At 63.0% G+C, this 24,102-nt stretch carries 17 protein-coding genes and 2 tRNA genes; 13 read left to right on the top strand and 6 right to left on the bottom strand.

Translation table 11 applies throughout. The features are described from left to right. Positions 1–74 precede the first annotated feature (74 nt). The 3 genes from F3W81_RS07800 (at position 75) to F3W81_RS07790 (ending at position 2,861) form a co-directional block, all read left to right on the top strand. Complete coding sequence (locus F3W81_RS07800; protein ID WP_193083045.1) at positions 75–662, top strand: TetR/AcrR family transcriptional regulator; 588 nt, start codon at positions 75–77, stop codon at positions 660–662. Positions 663–770: 108 nt separating this feature from the next. Beyond that, entirely contained in the window at positions 771–1,262 is a 492-nt protein-coding gene (locus tag F3W81_RS07795) for a hypothetical protein (RefSeq protein ID WP_193083044.1), read from the top strand. 168 nt (positions 1,263–1,430) lie between these two features. Continuing rightward, on the top strand, positions 1,431–2,861 hold the full coding sequence (locus tag F3W81_RS07790) for a Glu/Leu/Phe/Val family dehydrogenase (RefSeq protein ID WP_193083043.1): 1,431 nt from the start codon (positions 1,431–1,433) through the stop codon (positions 2,859–2,861). 6 nt (positions 2,862–2,867) lie between these two features. On the opposite strand, the gene F3W81_RS07785 is transcribed toward F3W81_RS07790, so the two are convergent. Beyond that, complete coding sequence (locus tag F3W81_RS07785; protein WP_193083042.1) at positions 2,868–3,359, bottom strand: flavodoxin family protein; 492 nt, start codon at positions 3,357–3,359, stop codon at positions 2,868–2,870. Positions 3,360–3,559: 200 nt separating this feature from the next. Here F3W81_RS07785 and F3W81_RS07780 point away from each other — a divergent pair, with 200 nt between their 5' ends. The 8 genes from F3W81_RS07780 to F3W81_RS07745 all read left to right on the top strand — a co-directional run bounded on the left by F3W81_RS07780 (position 3,560) and on the right by F3W81_RS07745 (position 14,176). Further along, positions 3,560–4,813, top strand: a complete 1,254-nt coding sequence (locus F3W81_RS07780; protein WP_193083041.1) for a sarcosine oxidase subunit beta family protein — start codon at positions 3,560–3,562, stop codon at positions 4,811–4,813. Positions 4,814–4,835: 22 nt separating this feature from the next. Further along, positions 4,836–5,090 carry a sarcosine oxidase subunit delta gene (locus F3W81_RS07775; RefSeq protein ID WP_193083040.1) on the top strand — a complete coding sequence of 85 codons (255 nt, stop codon included), beginning with the start codon at positions 4,836–4,838 and terminating at the stop codon, positions 5,088–5,090. Continuing rightward, positions 5,087–8,020: a sarcosine oxidase subunit alpha family protein gene (locus tag F3W81_RS07770; protein WP_193083039.1), complete on the top strand. Its 2,934-nt coding sequence runs from the start codon at positions 5,087–5,089 to the stop codon at positions 8,018–8,020. The genes F3W81_RS07775 and F3W81_RS07770 overlap by 4 nt, the downstream gene beginning before the upstream one ends. Further along, positions 8,013–8,564 carry a sarcosine oxidase subunit gamma gene (locus tag F3W81_RS07765; RefSeq protein WP_193083038.1) on the top strand — a complete coding sequence of 184 codons (552 nt, stop codon included), beginning with the start codon at positions 8,013–8,015 and terminating at the stop codon, positions 8,562–8,564. The genes F3W81_RS07770 and F3W81_RS07765 overlap by 8 nt, the downstream gene beginning before the upstream one ends. Before the next feature lie 84 nt (positions 8,565–8,648). Beyond that, complete coding sequence (gene dnaG / locus F3W81_RS07760) at positions 8,649–10,619, top strand: DNA primase (protein WP_193083037.1); 1,971 nt, start codon at positions 8,649–8,651, stop codon at positions 10,617–10,619. Between the two features lie 146 nt (positions 10,620–10,765). Beyond that, entirely contained in the window at positions 10,766–12,748 is a 1,983-nt protein-coding gene (gene rpoD / locus F3W81_RS07755; RefSeq protein WP_193083036.1) for an RNA polymerase sigma factor RpoD, read from the top strand. 306 nt (positions 12,749–13,054) lie between these two features. Beyond that, entirely contained in the window at positions 13,055–13,606 is a 552-nt protein-coding gene (locus F3W81_RS07750) for a Chromate resistance protein ChrB (protein ID WP_193083035.1), read from the top strand. An 87-nt stretch (positions 13,607–13,693) separates the two neighbouring features. Continuing rightward, positions 13,694–14,176, top strand: a complete 483-nt coding sequence (locus F3W81_RS07745; protein WP_193083034.1) for a DUF2127 domain-containing protein — start codon at positions 13,694–13,696, stop codon at positions 14,174–14,176. 65 nt (positions 14,177–14,241) lie between these two features. On the opposite strand, the gene F3W81_RS07740 is transcribed toward F3W81_RS07745, so the two are convergent. From F3W81_RS07740 to F3W81_RS07730, 3 genes are all read right to left on the bottom strand, one after another. Next, positions 14,242–14,316 (bottom strand) — tRNA-Gly (locus tag F3W81_RS07740). Between the two features lie 55 nt (positions 14,317–14,371). Further along, positions 14,372–14,446: transfer RNA gene (locus F3W81_RS07735), tRNA-Gly, on the bottom strand. 170 nt (positions 14,447–14,616) lie between these two features. Then, positions 14,617–15,045: an organic hydroperoxide resistance protein gene (locus F3W81_RS07730; protein ID WP_193083033.1), complete on the bottom strand. Its 429-nt coding sequence runs from the start codon at positions 15,043–15,045 to the stop codon at positions 14,617–14,619. Positions 15,046–15,163: 118 nt separating this feature from the next. Here F3W81_RS07730 and F3W81_RS07725 point away from each other — a divergent pair, with 118 nt between their 5' ends. Further along, positions 15,164–15,649 (top strand): MarR family winged helix-turn-helix transcriptional regulator, encoded by a 486-nt coding sequence (locus tag F3W81_RS07725; protein ID WP_193083032.1) that lies wholly within the window; start codon positions 15,164–15,166, stop codon positions 15,647–15,649. A gap of 18 nt (positions 15,650–15,667) precedes the next feature. On the opposite strand, the gene F3W81_RS07720 is transcribed toward F3W81_RS07725, so the two are convergent. After that, complete coding sequence (locus F3W81_RS07720) at positions 15,668–17,044, bottom strand: NAD-dependent succinate-semialdehyde dehydrogenase (RefSeq protein WP_193083031.1); 1,377 nt, start codon at positions 17,042–17,044, stop codon at positions 15,668–15,670. 152 nt (positions 17,045–17,196) lie between these two features. Next, complete coding sequence (locus tag F3W81_RS07715; RefSeq protein ID WP_193083030.1) at positions 17,197–20,640, bottom strand: pyruvate carboxylase; 3,444 nt, start codon at positions 20,638–20,640, stop codon at positions 17,197–17,199. A gap of 449 nt (positions 20,641–21,089) precedes the next feature. Between F3W81_RS07715 and F3W81_RS07710 the strand changes: the two genes are divergently transcribed. Further along, on the top strand, positions 21,090–23,513 hold the full coding sequence (locus F3W81_RS07710) for an ATP-dependent helicase (protein WP_193083029.1): 2,424 nt from the start codon (positions 21,090–21,092) through the stop codon (positions 23,511–23,513). Positions 23,514–24,102 lie beyond the last annotated feature (589 nt).

The following is a 24,102-nucleotide window of genomic DNA, read 5'->3' as shown; positions in this document are numbered from 1 at the left end:
CAAGGGCGGCGATGATTTCGCTGTCGGTTGGGGCGGGCTCTTGCTCTGAACGGCTGTTCAGTTAGTCTTGGGGCATGGCACGCACCGCAGGCTCGACATCCTCAGAAACCGGACACCGCCTGCGGCAGGCGGCGGTGGCGCTGTTTGCCCGCCATGGCTATGCGGCGGTGTCGATGCGACAGATTGCGGCCGCAACGGGGGTGCAGGTCGGCGCGCTCTATAATCATACCGCCGACAAGCAGAGCCTGCTTTTCGATCTGCTGTCCGATCATATGGACGCCCTGCTGGCGGCGCTTGAGGCCGAGGCGCTGCCCGACGATCCGCTGGCCGCGCTTGAGGCCTTCACGCGCTTTCACCTGCGCTATCACGCGGCCCGCCCCGATGCGGTTTTCATCGCCTACATGGAGCTGCGCAATTTGACGCCCGACAACTTCGCACGGGTTGAGGCGCAGCGGCGGGCCTATGAAGCGCAGCTTGAGGATATTCTCAGGCGCGGCAGCAAGGCTGAGGTCATGCGCTTTGATGATGCCAAACTGGCCTGCCTCGCCATCATTGCCCTGCTGACCGGGGTGACGACATGGTTTCGCGCCGACGGCCGCCTGCGCCAGTCCGAGGTCGAGGATATCTACTGGAGCATGACGCGGCGTCTGGTTTCGGCCTGAAGGCGGCAGCCCGAAATGTCGATACTCCGACGGGATGCCGCGAATCTCGCCTTTGTCCCGCTGGTAGGCTATGGGCTGTCGTTAACTTGTTTTGCGAAGGGAAGAGCGGTGGAAAAGGTGGTTCTGGCACGGGTAGAGGCGAGCGCGGGGCGCCGGGTGTTCGGCATCGGAGTGCTGGCGCTTCTGGCCTTTGCGCTGATCTGGCTTGGGATTTCTCCACAGCCCGTGGCCTTTGCGATGCGCCTGCTGGTCCTGGCGATTGCCATCGCGGTGGCCTTTGCGGGCTGGTCGATGTACCGCGCCACCACCCTGACGCTTGAGCTGACCGAAGAGGGGCTGCAGGACAGCTCCGGCCATCTGCTGGCGCCGTTGCACCAGATTTCCGCCGTTGACCGGGGCACCTTCGCCTTCAAGCCGTCGAACGGCTTCCTTCTGCGCCTCAGTACGTCCGGGCCGCGTCGCTTTCTGCCAGGCCTCTACTGGCAGCTTGGGCGGCGCATCGGAGTCGGCGGCGTGTTGCGCGGGGCCGAGACCAAGCAGATGGCGGATGTGATCGCCATCCACCTGGCCGAGCGTGCCGCGGCCGAGGCGCAGGACTGAGTTTCGCGCTGCAAGGCCCCAAGACACAACCTGAATGCGACGGTGACGTCTGGGCAGATTGCCCGCTTTTGCCTTGAAAAATATCCCTCCGGCCCCATCCATATTAACAGGGCGGTCACACTGCCGGTCCACATTGGCCACCGCAGCCCGCCCATGGGAGGAGAGACCATGCAACCCATCAAAGAACCCGGCTTTCGCCAAAGCGTCGATCTGATGTTCAACCGCGCCGTGGCGCTGATGGACCTGCCACCGGGGCTTGAGGAAAAGATCCGCGTCTGCAACGCCACTTATACCGTGCGTTTCGGCGTGCGGCTGCGCGGGCAGATCCAGACCTTCACCGGCTATCGCTCGGTGCATTCCGAACATATGGAGCCGGTCAAGGGCGGCATCCGCTATGCCCTGTCTGTCAACCAGAACGAGGTCGAGGCGCTGGCCGCGCTGATGACCTACAAATGTGCCCTGGTCGAGGCGCCGTTTGGCGGCTCCAAGGGTGGCCTGTGCATCGATCCGCGCGAATGGGATGATCACGAGCTGGAACAGATCACCCGGCGCTTTGCCTATGAGCTGATCAAGCGCGACATGATCAACCCGGCGCAGAACGTGCCCGCCCCCGACATGGGCACGGGCGAGCGTGAGATGGCCTGGATCGCCGATCAATACGCGCGCATGAACACCACGGACATCAACTCGCGCGCCTGCGTCACGGGCAAGCCGCTGAACGCCGGTGGCATCGCTGGCCGGGTCGAGGCGACGGGCCGCGGCGTCCAATACGCCTTGCAGGAATTCTTCCGAGAGCCCGAAGACAAGAAGAAAGCGGGCCTGACCGGCACGCTCGATGGCAAGCGGATCATCGTTCAGGGCCTCGGCAATGTCGGCTATCACGCCGCGCTGTTCCTGAGCACCGAAGACGGTGCGCGCATCACCGGCATCATCGAGAGGGACGGCGCGCTGTTCAATCCCGACGGTCTGGATGTGCAAGCCGTGCACGAATGGATCGTCGGCCATGGCGGCGTCACGGGGTTTCCCGATGGTCAGTACGTTGCCGACGGCGCCAGCGTCATGGAAGAGGAGTGCGACATCCTGATCCCGGCGGCAATGGAAGGGGTGCTCAATCTCGACAATGCCGAACGCATTCAGGCGCCTCTGATCGTCGAGGCGGCGAACGGTCCGATCACGGCTGGCGCGGATGAAATCCTGCGCCGCAAGGGCGCCGTGATCATCCCTGACCTGTTCGCGAACGCCGGTGGCGTGACGGTGTCCTACTTCGAATGGGTCAAGAACCTTGGACATATCCGCTTTGGCCGGATGCAGCGGCGTCAGGAAGAGGCGCGTCACCAGTTGATCGTCGATGAGCTGGAACGGCTTTCCGCAGACAGCGGCGTCGGCTGGCAGCTGTCGCCCGGCTTCAAGCAGAAGTACCTGCGCGGCGCGGGCGAGTTGGAGCTGGTGCGTTCGGGCCTCGATGACACCATGCGCACCGCCTATCAATCGATGCGCGCGGTCTGGCACGGGCGCGACGATGTTGGCGATCTGCGCACGGCGGCCTATCTTGTGGCCATCGACCGCGTCGCATCCAGCTATCGAGCCAAGGGGCTGTGACGGCGCTCAGGCGCTCTGACGGTGGCGAATAACGCAGTGATCCAGAAAGGGCGACAGGCGGGATTTCCATGCGCCTGTCGCAAGCTCCGATTTGCTGGCATAAAGCACGGCGACAGGGGTGCGCCCGATCAATCTGCTCATGTCGTCGATCACCGATTTCGGGCACTGTGCCTCGTCCGAGGTGATCAGCAGGGCCACGCGTTCGGGCAGGGCCGGCTTTGTCGCCAACCACTGGCGCAGAGGCTCTGCCGCGCGTCCTGAGGTGGCAGGTGTGCCAAGGATCAACAGGTCGCTGCTGGCCCAGGGCTGATCCGACGCATAGACCTGTGGCTGTTTCGACAGAACGGAGGATAGCTTTTGGCGCAATCTGGCGCGAAAACCGTCCTCAACCTCCGGCGTCTCGATTTCGTGCAGTTGTGCGCCCAATTGCCAAGCCAGCTCCTCGCCAACTTTCAGCGTATTGCCAACCTTTGAATAAAGCAGGATCCGACATGTCATTCTGTCACCCCAACCAGATGCGTCAAACGATGCCAAAGTGTTACGTGTTTGTCGTGAGCCGTCAGAGTTTCGCTGCGTCAGCAGCATGATTTGCCCGGCCTTTGCGCGGTGTTTGACTTAAATTTGGGCATCGGCATTCCCTGCATTGCACCCAAGCGCCAGAGTTGCTTTGCTGCCCCAGCAGGCAGAAGGAGCGAAAGATGCGGTTTTCCGGGCTGCGTGTCCTGAAAGAGGGGCTGACCGGCAACAAGGGATGGGGTCCGCACTGGCGCGATCCAGCCCCCAAGCCTGCCTATGACATCGTCATCATCGGCGGAGGCGGTCATGGCCTTGCGACGGCCTTCTACCTTGCCAAGGAACACGGGCTGCGCAATGTCGCGGTGCTGGAAAAGGGCTATCTTGGCGGTGGCAATGTGGGACGCAACACCACGATCGTGCGCGCCAATTATTACCTGCCGGGCAATTCGGAGTTCTATTCCCACTCCCTCAAGCTCTGGGAGGGGCTGGAGCAGGAGCTGAATTACAATGTCATGCATTCCCAACGCGGTGTGCTGAACCTGTTCCATTCGGATGGCCAGCGCGATGCCTTCGTGCGGCGCGGCAATGCGATGATCAATCAGGGCGATGACGCCGAGCTGCTGGACCGCGAGGGCGTGCGCAAACATCTGCCCTATCTCGATTTCGACCAGGCCCGGTTTCCGATCTATGGCGGGTTGCTGCACTGGCGCGGCGGGACCGCGCGCCATGATGCCGTCGCCTGGGGCTATGCCCGCGGCGCGTCTGAGCGCGGTGTCGATCTCATCCAGAACTGCGAAGTCACTGGCATCGATATCGAAAACGGCCATGTCACCGGCGTGCAGACCAGCCGGGGCGCGATCCGGGCTCGCAAGGTGGCGATTGTCACCGCCGGACGCTCGGGGCAGGTCGCGGCGATGGCCGGGATTCGTCTGCCGATCGAGAGCCACATCCTGCAGGCCTTCGTGACCGAAGGGCTGAAACCTGTGATCGACAACGTGGTCAGCTTCGGCATGGGGCACTTTTATATCAGCCAGTCCGACAAGGGCGGTCTGGTGTTCGGTGGCGACCTCGATTTCTACCCGTCGTATGCGCAGCGCGGCAACCTGCCGACGCAGGAGCATGTGATGGAGGCCGCGATGACCCTGATGCCGATGATCGGCAAGGCGCGGGTGCTGCGCAGCTGGGGCGGGATCATGGACATGACGCCCGACGGCTCGCCCATCATCGACCGCAGCGATATCGGCGGGCTCTACCTCGATTGCGGCTGGTGTTACGGTGGGTTCAAGGCAGTGCCGGGATCGGGCTTTGCGCTGGCGCATCTGCTGGCGACGGATCGACCGCATGACAGTGCCGCAAAGCTGCGGCTGAACCGGTTCCGCGATGGCGTCGGCCTGATGGATGAAGAGGGCACGGGTGCCCAGCATAATCTGCACTGAGGGCTGCGAAGGTGACACGAACATGAGACTGACCTGCCCGAACTGCGGCGCACGTGATCTGCGCGAATTCACCTATCAGGGGGCAGCCCTGAACCGCCCCGAAGGCGATTGGGGCGAGTCTTGGGACGCCTATGTGCACCTGCGCGACAACCCCGCCGGACCGTCTCAGGAATACTGGTACCATGGCCTCGGCTGCGCGGCGTTCCTGCGGGTCGAACGCGATACCCGCACCCATGACATCCTGTTGGTGGCCCTGGCCTCAGGGGGCGCGGCATGAGATTGTCTTCAGGGGGTCTGATCGACCGCACGCAGCCCATTGGATTCCAGTTCGACGGGCATGACTACGCCGGATTTCAGGGCGACACTCTGGCCTCGGCGCTGCTGGCGAATGGCGTGCGCACTGTCGCGCGCAGTTTCAAATACCACCGGCCGCGCGGCATCTTCAGCGCCGGCAGCGAGGAGCCGAACGCCCTCGTGACCCTCGGCACCGGTGCCCAAACTGAGCCCAACGTGCGCGCCACCACGCAGGAGCTGTTTGCAGGCTTGCAGGCGCGGGCGCAGAACTGCTGGCCCTCGGTCGATTGGGACGTGATGCAGGTGAACGACCTGCTGGCCGATTTCCTCGGGGCGGGGTTCTACTACAAGACCTTCATGTGGCCGAAAAAGGCCTGGGAGGCGGTGTACGAGCCGTTGATCCGGCGCGCCGCTGGCATCGGCAAGCTCTCGGGGGCGGATGACCCGGATCTGAACGAGAAGGCCTTTGCTCATTGCGATCTGCTGGTGATCGGGGCTGGGCCCACGGGCCTGATGGCGGCGCTTGTCGCGGCCGAGGCCGGGGCGGATGTGATCCTGTGCGACGAGGATGCGACACTGGGCGGCCGCCTCAACGCGGAGGTTGAGGAGATCGGCGGGCAGTCAGCGCGCGACTGGGCGGCGGCGACCCTTGCGCGGCTGAGCGATATGGCGAACGTGCGGATCATGACCCGGACCACCGTCACCGGCGTCTATGATCAGGGCACCTTCGGCGCTTTGGAGCGCGTTTGTCGCCATCTCCCGCCGGGGCGCGGCAAGAGGCCGGTCGATTGCTTCTGGCGGATCGTGGCGAAACAGGCGGTGCTGGCGGCGGGCGCGATTGAGCGTCCCGTGGCCTTTCGCAACAACGACCGTCCCGGCGTGATGCTGGCAGGCGCGGTGCGCTCCTATGTGAACCGCTATGCTGTCAGCCCCGGTCGTGCGGTGACGGTCTTTGGCAACAACGACAATGCGCATCGCACGGCGCGCGATCTGCTGGCGGCAGGGGTCCATGTCGCTGCTCTGGTCGATGCGCGAGAGGGGGCCAAGACGGACCTCGCCGTGCCGTTTTACCCCGGAGCGGTGGTCGAGCGTGTGTTTGGCGCGAACGGGGTCGAGGCCGTCTCGATCCGCACCGCAAAAGGGCGCGAGCGGTTGCACAGCGATTGCGTCGCCGTTTCCGGCGGTTGGAACCCCTCGGTGCATCTGACCTGCCATTTGAACGGACGCCCGGTCTGGGACGCGGGCCTCGCCGCCTTCCTGCCGGCGCCGGGCGCTGTGCCCAATCTGATCCCGGCGGGCGCGGCGGCGGGTGTCTTCTCGACCGCAGGCTGCCTCGCTTCGGGGGCTGAGGCGGCGGGCAAGGCACTGCTCGCGCTTGGTCTGAACGCTGCGAACACGACCATACCGCAGGCCGAGGATGGCACCTACGACATCACCCCGCTCTGGCAGGTGCCGGGGCGGGGCCGCGCCTGGCTTGATCTGCACAACGACGTGACCGTCAAGGACGTCCGCGGCGCGGCGGTGGAGAACTTTCGCTCTGTCGAGCATATGAAGCGCTACACGACGCAGGGCATGGCACCGGATCAGGGCAAGACCTCGAACATGGGGGCGCTGGCGGTGCTGGCGGATGTGACTGGCCGTGAGGTGCCGCAAACCGGCACGACGACCTATCGCCCGCCTTTCGTGCCGGTGCCGATCGCGGCGCTCGGGGCAGGGGGGCGCGGCATGGGTTTTGCGCCGCGTCGCCTGACCACCAGCCACGACGTCAGCCTGTCGATGAACGCCCCGATGATCGAAGCGGGCCTGTGGTATCGCTCCAGCTATTTCCCGCGGCAGGGAGAGGCGACATGGCGTCAGTCCTGCGATCGTGAGGTCGCGATGGTGCGCAACGCGGTCGGCATCTGCGATGTCTCGACCCTCGGCAAGATCGACATTCAGGGCGCGGATGCGGCGCGGTTCCTCGATTTCGTCTACACCAACACCTTCTCGACGCTGAAGCCGGGGCGCGTGCGCTACGGGCTGATGTTGCGCGAGGATGGCTTCGTGATGGACGATGGCACCACCGCGCGTCTCGGGCCTCAGCACTACGTCATGACGACAACGACTGCGGCGGCGGGTCTGGTGATGATGCATTTGGAGTTCGTCGCTCAGGTGCTGAAACCAGACTGGGACGTGCGCCTGATCTCAGTGACCGAGCAGTGGGCGCAGGTCGCCGTCGCCGGGCCCAAGTCGCGCGCATTGCTGCAGGATCTGCTGGGACAGGACCTGTCGAACGACGTCTTTCCCGTCATGGCCTGCGGCCCTGTCACCCTCGCCGGGGTCGAAGGGCGGCTGTTCCGCATCTCCTTCTCGGGCGAGCTGGCCTATGAGATCGCCATGCCCGCGCGGTATGGCGAAAGCCTGTTCCGCCTGCTGGTCGCGCGGGCCGAGGCGCTCGGCGGTGGGGCCTATGGGCTGGAGGCGCTGAACATCCTGCGGCTGGAGAAGGGGCTGCTGACGCATGCCGAACTCGACGGGCGCACCACTGCGCAGGACCTCGGGCTGGAGCGGATGATGGCCCCGGGGAAAGACTTCATCGGCAAGGCCGCTGCATCGCGGCCCGGTCTGGTGGCTGAAGATCGCGCGCGTCTGATTGCGCTGAAACCGGTCGGGCCTGTGAAGCAGATCACCGCCGGGGCCTTCCTGTTCGAGCAGGATGCGGAGCCTGTACGGACGAACGCGCAGGGCCATGTCACCTCTGCCGGGTTCTCGCCGACGCTGGGGCACACCATCGGCCTCGCCTTCCTGCAGAACGGAGCGGACCGCGTGGGCGAGCGGGTGCATATGGTCGATCACCTGCGCCAGATCACGACGCTGTGCGAGGTCTGCGAGCCGGTGTTTTTTGATCCTGAAGGAGGGCGCACCCGTGGCTGACCTGACACTCACCGCCCAGAACGCGCTGCCACAAGGCGATGTGGCTGAGGTCTGCGGCACCTCCATCCGTGTGCCGCCGATGCGGCCGCTGACCAGCCTGATGCCGGGGGCATCGCAAGGTCTGGGACAGGCGCTGAAAAAACATCACGGCCTGACCCTGCCGGAACCGGGGCAGAGGACCCTCTCCGACACTGCCGAATGCCTCTGGTTCGGTCACCGCCAGTATCTTTTGGTCGGGGTGCGCCCCGCCGACAGCCTGACGGAGGTCGCCACCCTGACCGACCAGTCCGACGCCTGGAGCACGGTTCTACTCGACGGCCCGCTGGCGCGCGATGTACTGGCCCGGCTCTGCCCGCTGGATCTGCGTGATGCAGCCTTCCCCATGCACGCCACGGCGCGCAGCGAAATCCGGCACATGATGGCCTGCATCACCCGTGTCAGCGCCGATGGCTTCCGGCTGATGGTCTTCCGTTCCATGGCCGACACGCTGCTGCATGACCTGCGAGAGGCGCTGGCGATGCGGGCGGCGCGGGAAAATCTCTAGGCTGCAGCGCGGCTTGCCGCTCCGAATGCCGGTGCCTGTCCGCGGCATCTGGACTTAGCCCTTCAGAGGGCCGATATTTAGGGGATGAAGCTAGACTCCTCGTTCATGGAAGAACTGCAATCGCGCATCTCGCTCGCTCAGGTGGTCGGGCGCAAAGTGCTGTGGGACAACAAGAAATCGCAACCGGGCAAGGGTGACCTCTGGGCGCCGTGCCCGTTCCATCAGGAAAAGAGCGCCTCTTTCCACGTCGATGACCGCAAGGGCTTCTTCTATTGCTTCGGGTGCCACGAAAAGGGCGACGCCATCGCCTTCGTGCGCAAGACCGAAAACGTCGAATTCATGGAGGCGGTGGAGATCCTTGCGCGTGAGGCCGGGATGCAGATGCCCGCGCGCGATCCGCAAGCCGCCAAGAAGGCCGAAAAACGCGCCACCCTTGCCGAGCTGATGGAAGAGGCGGTGAAGTTCTTCGCGCTCTGCCTTCGTGGCGCGGCTGGGCGCGACGCGACCGCCTATCTGGAAAAGCGTGGCCTTGGGGCGGAGGCGCGGGCGCGCTGGAACCTCGGGTTCGCGCCGGAAAGCTGGCAGGGCCTCTGGGACCATATGATCGGCAAGGGCGCGCGCCCCGAAGAGATTCTGGCCTGCGGTCTGGCCAAACCTTCCTCCAAGGGCGGCAAGCCCTATGACACCTTCCGCAACCGGATCATGTTCCCGATCCGCGATGCCCGCGGCCGCTGCATCGCCTTTGGCGGGCGGGCGATGGACCCCAATGACAACGCGAAATATCTGAACTCCCCCGAGACCGAGCTGTTCGACAAGGGGCGCACCCTGTTCAACTACGGACCCGCGCGTGAGGCCGTCGGCAAGGGCGCGGCCCTGATCGTGGCCGAGGGCTACATGGATGCCATCGCGCTGGCCGAGGCCGGCTTTGGCGGCGCGGTCGCGAACCTTGGCACGGCTGTCACCGAACATCACCTCGACCTGCTCTGGCGCGTCTCGCCCGAGCCGGTGATCTCGCTGGACGGCGATGCGGCGGGGATGCGCGCGGCGCGCAAGGTGATCGACCTCGCGCTGCCCAAGCTGCAGGTCGGCCGTTCGATCCGCTTCGCGGTTCTGCCGGAAGGGCAGGACCCCGACGAGCTGATCAAGACCAAGGGCGCGCCCGCGATGCAAAAGGTGGTCGAGACGGCGCTGCCGCTGGCCGAACTGCTCTGGCTGCGCGAGACGGAGGGCAAGACCTTCGACAGCCCCGATCGGCGCGCGGCGCTGGATGCCGCCCTGCGCACCGCCACCAAGCAGATCCCCGACGAAGGCCTGCGCTATCACTACGATCAGGCGCTGCGTGACAAGACACGAGAGCTGTTTCGCACTCGCCCGCAGCCCGGGCGCGGAGGCGCGCGCCCGACGAAACGCTGGGAAAAGGGCCAGAAACCCTGGAAGCCCCCTGCGATCCCGATGCAGTCGACGCGGAACTCGATCCTCGCCTCGGATGATTCCAGCGCGATGGAAGCCTTGCGCGAATCCGTCATCCTCGCCGCCGCGATCTGCACCCCCTGCATCGTCGAGGATTTCGAGCTGGGGTTGGAGCGCATGGAGTGCCGCGATGCCCGCCATGCCCGTCTGCGCGACCTGATCCTGGCCTATGCCGGGCGCGGAACCGAAGTGTTGCACGCCGAAATTGCCGCCGCTCTGGGGCCGACCGCCCTTGACGAACTGCTTGCTCAGCACCATGTGGCCCTGTGTCCCCCCGTGCGACATCCGGGGGACGAAGGAATGGCCCGCATGACCGTGGCCGAAGAGCTCGCCAAGCTTCAGGCTGCGCGGGCCCTGAGAGCCGAAGTCGCTGAAGCCGAGGAAGATATCCTCGGATCGGAGGATGAGGCGATGACCTGGCGTCTGGGTCAGGCTGCACAGGCGCGCAATGCGGCCACACGAAGCGAGAATGAGGATCGCACTGAATATGACACTGGATCGAACGGAGCCCGAATCAATCGGGACGAACGAAGTGCTCTTGATGCGCTGGTTCAGTCGATTCGTTATACCAAGCCGCGCGGCTAAGACGTAAATTACAGGTATCCTCAAGAAATTCAGGGTAAACGGGTGTGCGAATCGGACAAACACGCTATTGATTCGGATTAAACGAATCACCGCGTGTCGACCCGACGATCGACCACTGCCCCGATCCACTGCCAAGGAGTATCGCCATGGCCGCCAAGGACAACGAAGAAGCCCAGATCGAAGAGCAGGATGCGGAAGTATCGCTCGATATGAGCCAGAGCCAGGTGAAGAAGATGATCGCGGAAGCCCGCGAACGTGGCTTCATCACCTACGATCAGCTTAATCAGGTCCTCCCCCCCGATCAGGTCTCCTCGGAGCAGATCGAGGATGTGATGTCGATGCTCTCCGAAATGGGCATCAACATCATCGAAGACGATGAAGCTGAAGAAGAAGAAGGCAAGACGACAGCGGTGGTTCAGGCGAACCAGAACCGCGACGTCTCCATCGGCTCGACCGGCAATGAAAAGCTCGACCGCACCGATGATCCGGTGCGGATGTACCTGCGCGAGATGGGCAGCGTCGAACTGCTGAGCCGCGAGGGCGAGATCGCCATCGCGAAACGCATCGAGGCTGGCCGCAACACGATGATCGCCGGGCTTTGCGAAAGCCCGCTGACCTTTCAGGCGATCACCATCTGGCGCGACGAACTTCTGTCCGAAGACATTCTGCTGCGCGACGTGATCGACCTCGAAACCACCTTCGGCAACTCGCTTGAGGACGAAGAGGGCGAGGAGCCGGTCGTTGACACCAGCGGTGTCAGCAGCACTGCGCCCAAGGCGGAAAATACCGGGCCTGAGCTCGACGCTGATGGCAATCCGATCTCCAGCGACGACGATGACGACGAAGATGACCAGACCAACATGTCCCTCGCGGCCATGGAAACGGCACTCAAGCCGCGCGTTCTGGAAACCCTCGACCGGATCGCGAATGATTACGAGACCCTGTCGGCCATTCAGGACAAGCGCATCAGCGCGACCCTGAACGAAGACGGCTCTTTCAACGCGACCGAAGAAGCGACCTATCAGAAGCTGCGCTCGGAAATCGTGCTGCTGGTGAACGAACTTCACCTGCACAACAACCGTATCGAAGCCCTGATCGACCAGCTCTACGGCATCAACCGCCGGATCATGCAGATCGATTCCGCCATGGTCAAACTTGCCGACCAGGCCCGGATCAATCGCAAGGAATTCGTCGAAGAATACCGCGGCCACGAACTCGACCCGAACTGGATGGACCGGATGGCGCAAAAGCCGGGCCGGGGCTGGGCGATGTTCATCGAACGCTCGACTGACAAGGTCGAGGAACTGCGTTCGGACATGGCACAGGTCGGCCAATACGTCGGTCTGGATATCTCGGAATTCCGCCGCATTGTGCAGCAGGTCCAGAAGGGCGAAAAAGAAGCCCGTCAGGCCAAGAAGGAAATGGTCGAGGCAAACCTGCGCCTCGTCATCTCTATCGCCAAGAAGTACACGAACCGCGGTCTGCAATTCCTTGATCTCATTCAGGAAGGCAACATCGGCCTGATGAAGGCCGTCGACAAGTTCGAATACCGCCGCGGCTACAAGTTCTCGACCTATGCGACCTGGTGGATCCGTCAGGCGATCACCCGCTCGATCGCCGATCAGGCCCGCACGATCCGTATCCCGGTCCACATGATCGAGACGATCAACAAGCTTGTGCGCACCGGTCGTCAGATGCTGCACGAGATCGGCCGCGAACCGACCCCGGAAGAACTGGCGGAAAAGCTGCAGATGCCGCTGGAAAAAGTCCGCAAGGTCATGAAAATCGCCAAGGAGCCTATCTCCCTCGAAACCCCTATCGGGGACGAGGAGGATAGCCAGCTCGGCGATTTCATCGAGGACAAGAACGCGATTCTGCCGCTGGATTCCGCCATACAGGAAAACCTGAAGGAAACCACGACCCGCGTCCTCGCCTCGCTCACCCCGCGTGAGGAACGTGTGCTGCGGATGCGCTTCGGCATCGGCATGAACACGGACCACACGCTGGAAGAAGTCGGCCAGCAGTTCAGCGTCACCCGCGAACGTATCCGGCAGATCGAAGCCAAGGCGCTGCGCAAGCTCAAGCACCCCAGCCGCTCGCGAAAGTTGCGCAGTTTCCTCGATCAGTAAACGACACGCACAACCACCAGAAAGGCGCCCCTCACCCGGGCGCCTTTTTTCATGCCTGCACCTCCCAGACTGATGCAGCGCCCCGCCTGCCACTTTGACACCCACCCGATGTTTCCCTGTTGGAAATATCCCGGGGGTCCGGGGGCTGGCCCCCGCGCCGCATTCTGCCACCTGCGCTGTCGCCAGCCCGCCAGAGCCACATCCCGCCCCGAAACCCTGCCGCAGAGACGTCCCTCTGGTCGTACCAGCACAACTATGCCATAGATTTGTAACGACAGTTACACAGATTCGCACGCAAGGATGCCCATGCAAGATATCATCTGGTTGCTCATTGCCTATAAGGTCCCCCCTGAACCCACCTCCAAACGGGTGTCGATCTGGCGACGGCTCAAGGGCCTCGGCGCGGTCTATCTGCAGAACGGCGTCTGCCTCTTGCCGCAGACAGACGACCATCTCCGCCGCCTCAAGATGATCGAGAATGAGATCACGGAGATCGGTGGCGACTGCGTACTGCTGCACACCCATGGCCTCGATCCGGCGCAGCAGCAGAAGGTGATCGCCCGGTTTCAGGCCGACCGCGATGATCAGTACCGCGAATTCCTCGGCAAATGTGCTGCCTTTCAGGCCGAGATCGACAAGGAAATCCGAATCGAAAAGTTCACCTATGCTGAGCTTGAGGAAGAGGATGCCGAGTTCAGAAAGCTGGAAAGCTGGCTGGAAAAGATCGCCAGGCTCGATTTCTACGCCGCCGATCTCGCGGGCGAGGCCAGCCAGCAGCTCGCTGCCAGCAAAAGCCGACTGGACGACTACGCCACCCGGGTCTTCAATGCCCACGACGAGAATCGCCAACCGTCCTGAGCGCGCAGCCCTGCCCAACTAGCGCTACTAGTGGGCAGGCACGCGGGCTATCAGGGGAGGGTGGACCATCGGGAACAGGGCTGCCACGTGAAAAACATCGAGCATGATATCCACCGCGTCTTTCAGATCAGTATCATTCTGAAAGGTCTGCAGGCGGCGATGGAGATTCTCGGGGGTCTGTTTTTCTACGTCGTCAGCACGCAGGCCATTTTGCAGGCGGTGAACCGGCTGACCCTGACCGAGCTGACGGAAGATCCACGTGACTTCGTTGCCGCCCATCTGCTCAGCGCCGCCCAGAATCTGACCGGCGCGACCGAGCATTTCTATGCCTATTACCTGATCAGCCACGGGGTCATCAAAGTGCTGCTGGTGATCGGATTGCTGCGCGAGATGCGCATCGCCTACCCGGTGTCACTGGCGGCCATGGCGGGCTTCATCGCCTATCAGCTCTATCGCTACAGCTATACGCACTCGGCGATGCTGATCCTGCTGACGGTCTTCGACCTCGTGGTCTGTGCGCTGATCTGGCATGAATGGCGGCAGAAACAGCGCCTCACACAAACCGGTTAAGCCCGCGCAGCCGCCTGCGTCAGGTGTGCCCGAAGGCAATAACTGAGTTATCATATGAGAGTGTCTGGAGCGGGCGAAGAGATTCGAACTCTCGACCCTTACCTTGGCAAGGTAATGCTCTACCCCTGAGCTACGCCCGCTTCCTTGACGTGGGATTGTTTATCCCGGGTACTTACCTTCGTGAGAAGGACCAATTGGAGCGGGCGAAGAGATTCGAACTCTCGACCCTTACCTTGGCAAGGTAATGCTCTACCCCTGAGCTACGCCCGCATCCGTTTGGTGTCGCACGATGTATAAAGAACACCGTCTGGCCGCAAGAGGAAATTTGACCGCGCTGCGAAGAATTTTTCATAAAGGGTCTAGAGGTCAGATTTTGCTCAAGAAAATGGCCCGGCTGCGCAGGGCAGGCCGGGCCAGTCTCGGTAGGACTTCAGGCGGGATCAGGCGCGGGTGACAGTGACGTCGACGTTGCCCTTGATCGCAGCGCTATAGGGGCAGGCGGCGTGGGCCTTGGCGATCAGATCGTCGGCCACATCGTCTTCGAGGCCGGGCAGGGTGACGGTCAGCGCGGCGGTCAGGCCAAAGCCGCTGCCGTCTTCACGTTTGCCGATGCCGATTTCTGCGGTGGTCTTGGCGCCGTCTGGCAGTTTCACCTTCGCCATGCCGGCGACCATCTTCACGGCTGAGTGGAAGCAGGCGGCATAGCCGGTGGCGAACAGCTGCTCGGGGTTGGTGCCGTCACCCCCCGCGCCGCCCAGCTCCTTCGGCATCACGAGTGTGACCGAGAGGTTGCCATCATCGGTGCCGGCTTTGCCTTCGCGGCCGCCGCTGGCGGAAGCTGTCGTGGTATAGAGCGGTTGGATAGCCATGGGGTAATCCCTTTCATATCGCATGCGTTTATATCGTGCACGATACATATCGTTTGCAGCGCAAAAGACAAGCCTTGTGATTAAGTCGCGCGCGATTTATTTTCATCGCATGACACAGATGCCCCCAAATCCGCCCGCTCTGCCTGACGCCCCGCTTGTTGCGGGCCCGGAGGCGATGCTGTGCTTCAACCTCTACGCCGCCAGCCATGCCTTCATCCGCCTCTACACCCCGCATCTTGAGCGGCTGCAGCTGACCTATCCGCAGTTCCTGGTGTTGCTGTCCCTGAAGGACGCGGACGGGCAGGGGGTTGGCAGCCTCGGCGCCGCTCTGGGGATGGAGACGAACACCCTCTCGCCCTTGCTCAAGCGCATGACCACGGCGGGGCTGATCACGCGCATCCGCTCCCAAGAGGATGAGCGCCGCGTCGTTGTCGCCCTGACCGAGGCCGGGCGCGCCCGCGCCGAACAGGCGGCAGAGCTGCCCGGCTGCATCGCCCGTGACAGTGGCATGAGCGAGCAGAGCTATTGGCAGACGCTTGAAACGCTGCACCTGCTGCGCGCCCAGATCGACACGGCGGCGCAAAAGCAAAAGGGCGGGGTTTGACCCCCGCCCTTCACCGGTTCACGCGGCCAGATAGACCGACTTGATGTTGACGAATTCCTTCATGCCGAAGCCGCCATGTTCGCGGCCATAGCCTGAATCCTTCACCCCACCGAAGGGCATGTTCGGCAGCGCCACGTTGTAGCGGTTGATCGAGATCATGCCGGTGTCGAAGTATTTCACCGCCAGCTCCCGCGCCCGCTTGGTATCGCGCGAGAAGATGCCGCCGCCGAGGCCATAGCGGCTGTCGTTGGCAATGCGCATGGCGTCCTCGTCGTCCTTGGCCTTGATAACCGAGGCGACAGGGCCGAACAGCTCATCATCATAGGCCGGCTGACCGGGGGCCACATCGACCAGCACGGTCGCGGGATACCACGCGCCCTTGCGGTTCGGCACCTTGCCGCCCACGACGGCACGCGCGCCCTTGGCGACGCTCTCCTCGACCTGCTTGTGCAGGGCGTCACGCAGTTTCACCTGCGACATCGGCCCCAGCTTGGTGGCATCGGCCGTCGGATCGCCCAGCTCAACCGCGCCCATCTGCGCCGTGAAGGCATCGACAAAGGCGTCGTAGTTCTTTTCGGTGATGATGAAGCGCTTGGCGTTCACGCAGGTCTGGCCGTTGTTATACAGCCGCCCGGCGACGCAGGTCTTCACCGCCAGATCAAGGTCGGCGTCGTCCAGCACCATGTAGGCATCGTTGGAGCCAAGCTCCATCACCGACTTCTTCAGTGCACCCGCGGCCTTTTCGGCGACGTGACGCCCGGCGACATCGCTGCCGGTCAGGGTGACGCCGCGCACGAGGCGGTTCGAGATGATGTCATCGGATTGGTCGTGCTCGATCACCAGCACGCTGAACAGATGCTCGGGCAAGCCCGACCGCTCCATCACGTCGCGCAGGAACAGCCCACTGCCGGTGCAGTTGGCGGCATGTTTCAGCAGAACGCCGTTGCCCGCCATCAGGTTGGCGATGGCATAGCGGACGGCCTGGTAGCAGGGAAAGTTCCACGGCTGGATGCCATAGATCACGCCAACCGGCGCATATGCGATCACGCCGGTGCCGCCGTCGATGTCACGCTCGATCTCGGCCAGCTCGCTGGGGCCGTTGTTGGCAGTGAAATCACAGATCGCGGCGCAGAGGTCGATCTCCTGACGGCTGTCGCCGATCAGCTTGCCGACTTCGCGGGTCATCAGCTGGGCGAACTCTTCCTTGTTGTCGCGCAGGCCCTTGCCGATGGCCTTGACGACCTCGGCGCGGGCCTCGACCGAGCGGTCACGCCAGCTCATGTAGGCTTCGTGGCAGGCGGCGACGGAGGCTTCGGCCTCGGCATCGGACATATAGGTGTAGGTGGCGATCTGCTCTTCGTTGGCAGGGTTGATCGTGGTGATATCGGCAGTCATGGCGGAACCTCTTATCTGGTTGCTCTTGTGCACCAAACGTCCCGGTTCCGCGGCGGGGTCCATCACATCTCCACGACGCGGCGTCAGCGTCGCCCCGGCGTGCCGCATGGAAAACCGCCCCGCCGGAGCCACCGGCGGGGCGTACAGCCAGACTAGTCTTCGTATTCCAGCAGCAGATCCTTGGCGTCGATCTGCCCGCCGGGGCTGACGTGTACTGCCTTGATCTTGCCGGTGCGGTCGGCGTGCATCCCCGTTTCCATCTTCATCGCCTCGATGGTCAGCAGCAGGTCGCCCTCCTTGACCTCCTTGCCCGCGCTCACCCCAATCGAGGCCACGACACCGGGCATCGGCGCCGCGACATGGGCGGCATTGGTCGGGTCGGCCTTGGGTCGCGCGGCAGAGGTCCCGGTGGCCGAACGATCCGGCACCCGGATCACCCGAGGCTGGCCGTTCAGCTCAAAGAACACCCGCACGTTGCCATCTTCGCGGGTGTCCGCGACGGCCTGCAGGCGAATCTCCAGCGTCTTGCCGGGGTCGATCTCGGCACTGATCTGTTCGCCCTGTTCCATGCCGTAAAAGAACGTCTTGGTCGGCAGGGCGCGCACGGGGCCATAGATCTCGTGCCGGGCGGCATAGTCGGTGAAGACCTTGGGGTACATGATGTAGGAGTTCAGATCCTCGTCATCGATCACCTTGCCGTCCAGCTTGTCCGACAGCTCCTGGCGCATCGCCTCCAGATCGACCGGGGGCAGATGCTTGCCGGGGCGGTCTAGGTTGGGGGCATCCCCCTTCAGGATCTTGGCGACCAGCGGCGCCGGAAAGCCCCCCGGAGGCTGGCCAAGGTTGCCGCGCATCATGTCGATGACCGAGTCTGGGAACGAGATGTCGCGGGCCGGGTCTTCGACCTGCTCCCGGCTCAGGCCCTGGCTGACCATCATCAGCGCCATGTCCCCGACGACCTTGGACGACGGCGTCACCTTCACGATATCGCCGAACATCTGGTTCACCTGCGCGTAGGTATGCGCCACCTCGTGCCAGCGTTCCTCCAGCCCCATCGAGCGCGCCTGCGCCTTGAGGTTGGTGAACTGGCCACCGGGCATCTCGTGCAGATAGACCTCGGAGGCAGGAGCCTGCATCCCGCTCTCGAACGCGATGTACTGCCCGCGCACGGCCTCCCAGTAATCCGACATCTGGCGGATTTCCTCGATGTCGAGGCCGGTGTCGCGCTCGGTATGGGCCAGCGCCTCGACGATCGAGCCCATGGTGGGTTGCGAGGTGTTCCCCGACAGCGCATCCATCGCGCAATCGGCGGCATCGACGCCCATCTCAGCCGCCGCCAGAATGCTGGCCCCGGCAATGCCACTGGTGTCATGGGTGTGGAAGTGAATCGGAATGCCGATCTCTTCCTTCAGGGCCTTGATCAGCACCCGCGCGGCGGCGGGCTTCAACAGCCCGGCCATGTCCTTCAGCCCGAGGATATGCGCCCCCGCCGCCTCCAGCTCCTTCGCCATGGCGACGTAGTATTTCAGGTCGTACTTGGCGCGATCCGGGTTCAGGATATCGCCGGTATAGCACACCGCGCCTTCACAGATCTTGCCGGTCTCGACGACCGCATCCATCGCGACGCGCATGTTCTCGACCCAGTTCAGCGAATCGAACACGCGGAACACGTCCATCCCCGTCTCTGCCGCCTGTTTCACAAACGCCTGCACAGCGTTGTCGGGATAGTTGGTGTAGCCGACGCCGTTGGAGCCCCTCAGCAGCATCTGCGTCAGGATATTGGGGCAGGCGGCGCGGATATCGCGCAGCCGCTGCCACGGGTCTTCCTGCAGGAACCGGAAGGCCACGTCAAACGTCGCACCACCCCAGCACTCAAGGCTGAAAAGTTCCGGCAGGTTGGCGGCGTAGGACGGCGCGGCGGTGATCATGTCGATCGAGCGCATCCGCGTTGCCAGCAAGCTCTGGTGCCCGTCGCGCATCGTTGTATCGGTGATCAGCAGCTGTTTCTGCGCCAGCATCCAGTCGGCAACCGCCTTGGGGCCCTTTTCATCCAGCAGCGTCCGGGTGCCCGCGGGCGCGTCACCACGCGGGGTCGGCGGCTTGGGCATCTTGAAGCCCTCGGCCAGCGTCGCACGCCCCGTCGTCTCCGGATGGCCGTTGACGGTGATATCGGCGATATAGGTCAGCACCTTGGTGCCTCGGTCCTGCGTCACGGCGAAATCGAACAGGTCCGGCGTCGTGTCGATAAACTTGGTGGTATATTCATTCGACAGGAAGGTCGGGTGCTTCAGCAGGTTCTGCACGAAGGCGATATTGGTCGAGACACCGCGAATCCTGAACTCCCGCAGCGCCCGGTCCATCCGCGCAATCGCCTTTTCCGGCGTCTGCGCCTTGGCCGTCACCTTCACCAACAGCGAATCGTAGTACCGCGTGATCACCCCGCCCGCATAGGCCGTGCCCCCGTCGAGACGAATCCCCATGCCGGTCGCGGTGCGATAGGCGGTGATCCGGCCATAGTCGGGGATGAAGTTGTTCTGCGGATCTTCCGTGGTGATCCGGGTCTGCAGAGCATGGCCATTCAGATGGATATCGCCCTGAGACGCCTTGCCCGTCGCCTCGGCCAGCGTCTTGCCCTCGGCAATCAGGATCTGAGCCTGCACGATGTCGATGCCGGTCACCTCTTCGGTGACGGTGTGCTCGACCTGCACGCGCGGGTTCACTTCGATGAAGTAGAACTGCTGGTTGTCCATATCCATCAGGAATTCGACCGTGCCGGCGCATTCATAGTTCACATGCTGGCAGATCTTGCGCCCCAGCTCGCAGACCTCGGCGCGCTGTTCGGGGGTCAGGTAGGGGGCAGGGGCGCGCTCCACCACCTTCTGATTGCGCCGCTGGACCGAGCAATCCCGCTCGAACAGGTGATAGATATTGCCATGAGAATCGCCCAAGATCTGCACTTCGACGTGGCGGGCGCGCATGATCATCTTCTCCAGATACCCCTCGCCATTGCCAAAGGCGGCCTCAGCCTCGCGGCGGCCCTCCAGCACCTTCTCGGGCAGCTCCTTCTCGTTATTGATCGGGCGCATGCCACGCCCGCCGCCACCCCAGCTGGCCTTGAGCATCAGCGGATAGCCGACCTCGCCCGCCTCTTTCTTGATCGCCTCCATGTCATCGCCCAGTACTTCGGTCGCGGGGATCACCGGCACCCCGGCCTCGACCGCGACGCGGCGCGCACTGGCCTTGTCGCCAAGCTGGCGCATGGTGATCGCCTTGGGGCCGATGAAGGTGATCCCGGCCGCATCGCAAGCATCGACGAAATCAGGATTTTCCGACAGCAAGCCATAGCCCGGATGGATCGCATCGGCGCCGCACATCTTGGCGACGCGAATGATCTCGGGGATCGAGAGGTAGGCCGCGACCGGCCCCATGCCCTCGCCGATGCGATACGCCTCGTCCGATTTGAACCGGTGCAGGCTCAGCTTGTCCTCCTCCGCATAGACCGCGACGGTCTTCTTGCCCATCTCGTTGGCGGCACGCATGATGCGGATCGCGATTTCGCCACGGTTGGCGATGAGGATCTTGCGAAAGTCGGACATTAAAACCTCATATGCGTCAGGATGATGTCAAATCAAACGATATGCCGCAACGCAGCGCAAGGGGGCATTTGCAATTGGTCACTAGCAACCTGCCCATGTTGCTGTTTAACAGGCATCCTTCGGAGGCCCCAATGGCGGCCATAGGGGATTAATATAACTCTATGTAAAAGATCACATTTTTCCGAAAATATTGGGGATCATTTCAAATCTGGCCTGCCGTTCTGCCGCATCGCATCAAACAGTAATAGACAATGACAACCACTTTCAAAACCATACGTATGCAAGCGAATTTGAAATGGACAATACCGCGCGCCATCTCGCAAATAACCCCAAATTCACCCCCGACACCCGCCGCATTTCAAGCACTCAGGCAAAGATTGGCACACTTGTGAACAAGTCGGGAACATGAGGGACTTTCCCTTACGCCGCGCGCCATGTAGATTAGCCACATGAGCTCTTATTCCGAAGATGATGCCTTCGAGGCCGCCGCCACTGTCCCGCTGTCCCAGCGGGCGATGGCGCGCGTTCACCCCGCCACCCCCTATCTGGACGATCTCAACCCCGCGCAGCGCGAGGCGGTCGAGGCGCTGGATGGCCCCGTTCTGATGCTCGCAGGCGCGGGCACCGGCAAGACCAAGGCGCTGACCTCGCGCATGGTGCACTTGCTGACGACGGGCCGCGCCCGCCCGAACGAGATTCTCTCGGTGACCTTCACCAACAAGGCCGCGCGCGAGATGAAGTTGCGCATGGGCCGGATGCTGGGCGAGGGGGTCGAGGGCATGCCCTGGCTCGGCACTTTCCACTCGATCTGCGTCAAGCTGCTGCGCCGCCACGCCGAGCTGGTCGGGCTGAAGTCCAACTTCACCATCCTCGACACCGACGACCAGATTCGCCTGATGAAACAACTGCTTGCTGCGACCAATATCGACGACAAGCGCTGGCCTGCCCGGATGCTGGCCGGGGTCATCGACAGCTGGAAAAACCGCGCCTGGATACCGTCGAAAGTCCCCGCTTCCGAGGCCTCGGCCTTCAACAACCGTGGTACCGAGCTCTACGACCAATACCAGCGCCGCCTGCTGGAGCTGAATGCCGTCGATTTCGGCGACCTGCTGCTGCATGTCGTGACGATCTTCCAGACGCATGAGGACGTGCTTCAGCAATACCAGCGCTGGTTCAAATACATCCTCGTCGACGAATATCAGGATACCAACGTCGCCCAGTACCTCTGGCTGCGGCTTCTGGCAGGCGCGCACAAGAATATTTGCTGCGTTGGCGACGATGACCAGTCGATCTATGGCTGGCGCGGTGCCGAAGTTGGCAACATCCTGCGGTTCGAGAAGGATTTTCCCGGCGCCAAGGTGGTCCGGCTGGAGCAGAACTACCGCTCCACGCCGCATATCCTCGCCGCCGCGTCCTCCGTCATCGCCGGCAACGAATCGCGCTTGGGCAAGGATCTGTGGACCGAGGCGAAAGACGGCGAAAAAGTCCGCCTGATCGGCCATTGGGACGGCGACGAAGAGGCCCGCTGGGTCGGCGACGATATCGAGGCGATGCAGCGCGGCACCCGCGGGATGGAGCCTTTTTCCCTCGACGACATGGCGATTCTTGTCCGCGCCTCGCACCAGATGCGCGCCTTCGAGGACCGATTCCTCACGATCGGTCTGCCCTACCGCGTCATCGGCGGCCCGCGCTTTTACGAACGGCTCGAGATTCGCGATGCCATGGCCTATTTCCGCCTCGCCGTCTCGCCCGCCGACGATCTGGCGTTCGAACGCATCGTCAACACGCCCAAACGCGGCCTCGGGGACAAAGCCCAACAGAAAATCCAGATGACGGCGCGCGAAAACGGCGTCTCGCTGCTCGATGGCGCGCGGATATTGCTGCAGGACAAGGGACTTGGCGGCAAGGCGGCCGGTCTGCTGGCCCGGTTCGTCGAACAGATGGACCGCTGGCACGAGATCGCGCGCCTGCACACCCCCGGAAGCCTCATCGAGGACGGAGAGGCGGTCATTCTCGACGAAGATCGCCCCCGCGCTCCCATGGGGCATGTCGAGCTGGCCGAAATCATGCTGGACGAATCCGGCTACACCTCGATGTGGCAAAACGACAAGACCCCAGAGGGGCCGGGGCGCCTCGAAAACCTCAAGGAACTGGTGAAAGCGCTGGAAAGCTTCGAGAACCTGCAAGGATTCCTCGAACACGTCAGCCTGATCATGGACAATGAGAGCGAGCAGGAGGGCGAAAAGGTCTCGATCATGACCCTCCACGGCGCCAAAGGCCTGGAATTCCCAGTCGTCTTCCTGCCGGGATGGGAAGACGGCCTGTTCCCCAGCCAGCGGAGCATGGACGAATCGGGGCAAAAAGGCCTCGAAGAAGAACGCCGCCTCGCCTACGTCGGGATCACAAGGGCTGAAAAGGTCTGCACGATCTCCTTCGCAGGCAACCGCCGCGTCTTTGGCCAGTGGCAAAGTGCGCTTCCCTCCCGCTTTATCGATGAACTTCCGGACGCAAACGTCGACGTTCTGACGCCTCCCGGACTCTATGGTGGCGGATTCGGCGCGGCAGCGGCCCCCGCCAACACCATCGACGCGAAGGTCGCTGCAGCAGACGGATACAATTCGCCGGGCTGGAAACGTCTTCAGGCGCGGGCCAATCACCGCCCGGTCACCCAGCCGCGCGAAACCCGCAGCACAATATTGGATTTGAGCGCCAGCAGCTCTCACACGGTGGGAGAGCGCGTCTTCCACCAGAAGTTCGGCTATGGCGATATTGTTGCGATTGAGGGCGACAAGCTCGAGGTGAATTTTGAAAAAGCCGGGATGAAAAAGGTCGTGGCCAAGTTCATCTCCAGCGGCGAAGATGTTCCGTTCTGAACAGTTTGCAGTGCCGTTCCGTCCGTTGAAAAATACCAAAGGCCGGCAAGGGGGGCTTTGCCCCCGCCGCGCTTGCGCGCGCCTCCCCCAAAGTATTTCTGGCAAGATGATACAGAGCGAGGCTCGCCTGTCATCTTGCCGAAAATACTTCAGGTGAATGGCGCCGCAGGCGCCAGAGGGCAGAGCCCTATATTCATGATCTGAAAATAAAAAAACCGCGATGCCAGGGAGGAGGAGAGGCACCGCGGTTCATTTTACGATCACCCAGGGAGGAGGAGGGGCGATCGATCTCTTGCCGAAAGTCCGACCGAGCCAGGGAGGAGGAGAGGCTCGGTCGGTCTTGGCATCACGGCTCCGGGAGGAGGATAGAGCCGCGAATTCTTTGCGGAGCGTAACCCTGCTCCGGGGATGGGGCCGGTGATGCCAGGGAGGAGGAGAGGCATCACCGGTGTGTCACGATCGCCCAGGGAGGAGGAGGGGCGACCGATCTGTTTGCCAGTGCCCGACCGAGCCAGGGAGGAGGAGAGGCTCGGTCGGTCTTGGCATCGCGGCCCAGGGAGGAGGAGAGAGCCGCGAATTCTTGCGAAGC

The organism is Pseudooceanicola spongiae, assembly GCF_014899185.1.
GTDB lineage: Bacteria > Pseudomonadota > Alphaproteobacteria > Rhodobacterales > Rhodobacteraceae > Pseudooceanicola > Pseudooceanicola spongiae.
This window is presented reverse-complemented; position numbering and strand designations above follow the sequence as displayed.

Coding starts and splice junctions, on each gene's coding strand:
- dnaG (WP_193083037.1), top strand. CDS start 8,649: ATGAAGCTAGACTCCTCGTTCATGGAAGAACTGCAATCGCGCATCTCG.
- F3W81_RS07715 (WP_193083030.1), bottom strand. CDS start 20,640: ATGTCCGACTTTCGCAAGATCCTCATCGCCAACCGTGGCGAAATCGCG.
- F3W81_RS07775 (WP_193083040.1), top strand. CDS start 4,836: ATGAGACTGACCTGCCCGAACTGCGGCGCACGTGATCTGCGCGAATTC.
- rpoD (WP_193083036.1), top strand. CDS start 10,766: ATGGCCGCCAAGGACAACGAAGAAGCCCAGATCGAAGAGCAGGATGCG.
- F3W81_RS07750 (WP_193083035.1), top strand. CDS start 13,055: ATGCAAGATATCATCTGGTTGCTCATTGCCTATAAGGTCCCCCCTGAA.
- F3W81_RS07770 (WP_193083039.1), top strand. CDS start 5,087: ATGAGATTGTCTTCAGGGGGTCTGATCGACCGCACGCAGCCCATTGGA.
- F3W81_RS07725 (WP_193083032.1), top strand. CDS start 15,164: ATGCCCCCAAATCCGCCCGCTCTGCCTGACGCCCCGCTTGTTGCGGGC.
- F3W81_RS07720 (WP_193083031.1), bottom strand. CDS start 17,044: ATGACTGCCGATATCACCACGATCAACCCTGCCAACGAAGAGCAGATC.
- F3W81_RS07800 (WP_193083045.1), top strand. CDS start 75: ATGGCACGCACCGCAGGCTCGACATCCTCAGAAACCGGACACCGCCTG.
- F3W81_RS07785 (WP_193083042.1), bottom strand. CDS start 3,359: ATGACATGTCGGATCCTGCTTTATTCAAAGGTTGGCAATACGCTGAAA.
- F3W81_RS07790 (WP_193083043.1), top strand. CDS start 1,431: ATGCAACCCATCAAAGAACCCGGCTTTCGCCAAAGCGTCGATCTGATG.
- F3W81_RS07730 (WP_193083033.1), bottom strand. CDS start 15,045: ATGGCTATCCAACCGCTCTATACCACGACAGCTTCCGCCAGCGGCGGC.
- F3W81_RS07710 (WP_193083029.1), top strand. CDS start 21,090: ATGAGCTCTTATTCCGAAGATGATGCCTTCGAGGCCGCCGCCACTGTC.
- F3W81_RS07780 (WP_193083041.1), top strand. CDS start 3,560: ATGCGGTTTTCCGGGCTGCGTGTCCTGAAAGAGGGGCTGACCGGCAAC.